3 protein-coding genes and 1 pseudogene are annotated in these 1,769 nt (G+C 65.7%); 1 reads left to right on the top strand and 3 read right to left on the bottom strand.

Annotation, left to right across the window (positions count from 1 at the left end; translation table 11 throughout):
• A partial coding sequence (locus tag L6639_RS43715; protein WP_377819123.1) for a lipocalin-like domain-containing protein occupies positions 1-137 on the top strand: 137 nt, incomplete at its 5' end.
• Between the two features lie 76 nt (positions 138-213).
• Here the strand turns inward: L6639_RS43715 and L6639_RS42845 are convergent.
• The 3 genes and pseudogenes from L6639_RS42845 to L6639_RS42835 form a co-directional block, all read right to left on the bottom strand.
• Positions 214-935: pseudogene (locus L6639_RS42845) on the bottom strand (SOS response-associated peptidase).
• A gap of 2 nt (positions 936-937) precedes the next feature.
• Positions 938-1,387, bottom strand: a complete 450-nt coding sequence (locus L6639_RS42840; RefSeq protein ID WP_237867363.1) for a hypothetical protein — start codon at positions 1,385-1,387, stop codon at positions 938-940.
• A 13-nt stretch (positions 1,388-1,400) separates the two neighbouring features.
• Positions 1,401-1,727: a hypothetical protein gene (locus tag L6639_RS42835; protein ID WP_237867364.1), complete on the bottom strand. Its 327-nt coding sequence runs from the start codon at positions 1,725-1,727 to the stop codon at positions 1,401-1,403.
• Between the last annotated feature and the right edge of the window lie 42 nt (positions 1,728-1,769).

Raw genomic sequence — 1,769 nt, 5'->3', positions numbered from 1 at the left:
TCGAAGGCAGTTCGTTTCCCAACTGGAATGGCACGCAACAGAAGCGCTTCGTCGCGGTTGCGGGAGATCAACTGACGTTGACCGTTCGCCCCCCGGCGGGAGACGTAGTCGACGTGATTTGGAAACGAGCGAAGTGATCCGACAAGTCGGCGATCGACCGGTAGACACGCGGCGATGCACCCGGTCCACCGGGCCCGCGGCTAGTGCAGAACTTCAAGTCGCCAGCGCCGGATCTTCCTTCACGCCGCGGGCGACGATCCGCAGCGCCCCATCACGTAGCGGCCGCTGCAGCTCCATGGCCTCGTCTGGCGGCGCGGTCATCCAGGTCTCGACCTCCTGGGGCGTCGTCAAGATCACCGGCATCGCCTTCGGATGGATGGCGCCGACCTCGGCGTTCGGATCCGTGGTTAGAAACGCATAGAGGTCGTTGGTGGTCTCGCCTTCCTTGACCTTCCGGACGGACGTCCAGTTGGTCCAGATGCCCGCGAAGCAGGCGAGTGGACGGCTTACGTCGAGCGCGAACCAGATGTCGCCGCCCTCGGCCTTGTTGAACTCGCTAAAGCTATTGAACGGCACCACGCAACGGTGCTCCGGCCCCAGCCACCGCGTCCAGTGCTTGCTCTTGACGTTGCGAATGTTTGTGGTTCCGGAATCCGGCTCCATCCGGAGCAGTTTCTTGAAATCGACAGTCTTGCCTTTGGCCTGCAGCTTCTCGGCCCGCTTCTTCGTGGCGTCCATCAAGGCCTTCGACGACGACGGCATGCCCCAGCGGGCAAGCGCGAGCTCCCGGCCGTCCGCGCCGTTGCGGACAATCGGCGCCCTGTAGTCGGGAAAGACGCCGGCATCGGCGCGAGGTTGCCGACGTAGCGGTTGACGACGCGGAAGAGCGCGCTGATCGCGGCCTGGTTGGTCGTGATGCTGTAGAGGTTGCACATCGTCAGGTCTCCGGGGCGGCCTGGCGGGGGCGCTGCGCCAACTGTAGCAGCGTGGCCGCCGGGCGGCGATTGGCCTTGGCGCATTTGCTGCAGCGGAGCCGGCTCGCCAGGTCGTGCGTGAAAGTGGTCGGCGGATGGCGCAGTGTGGCCATGTCGACGTCCCGCCTCATCGCGCAGCGCGAGCATTCGATTTCGAGCCACGAATAGCCACCGTTTATGGCCTGGTCGATCGTCGGCGACGGATCGATCGGACCGCCATTCGCCCACATCCTCTTGTTCCAGCTTTCACATAGGAGCCGGTCGGCCGTCCGGATCAAGGCCTCGCCTTTCGCCCGAGCTTCGGACGACTGTGCGGCGAGGATGGTGGTCATGGCACGCGCGCGGCCGAGTTCCTTGGCAAGCGCTTTGCGGTCGCCTCCGGAAAGCGGCGTCGGATGGTGCTTGGGGGTCATGGCCGTACGTCGCCTAGACGTCGTACGACGGCCAGCAGCCGTCCTCTTCGTGGCGCCCGGTCCGCTGGGAGCACGTGTTGTCCAGAAGGCGTTGGCCGACGTCCCGCCAGATCGCGTCCGGACCGTACAGGCGGGTTGCGTCGACCAGCTGGATCTCGACGGTTCGGCCGCAGCGCCGGCAGCTGACCCGCAGCAGGTGCTGCGGGACGTCGGCCAGCCGCCGCGTCTGGATGCCGGGCGCGGCCCGGCTCGATAGCCTGCCGTCGGCACGCAAGTCGGTCAGGAGCGCCTGCCAGTATTCAGGGTGCGGATTCCGATGATCTCGCCCGGGTGTACCGATTTGATCTCGCCCAGGATTCCGAGATGATCTCGCCCACCCTTC

This window comes from Bradyrhizobium zhengyangense, assembly GCF_022012555.1.
GTDB classification, from domain to species: domain Bacteria; phylum Pseudomonadota; class Alphaproteobacteria; order Rhizobiales; family Xanthobacteraceae; genus Bradyrhizobium; species Bradyrhizobium zhengyangense.
Note: the sequence above shows the minus strand (reverse complement) of the source record. Positions and strands in the feature narration are given on the sequence as shown.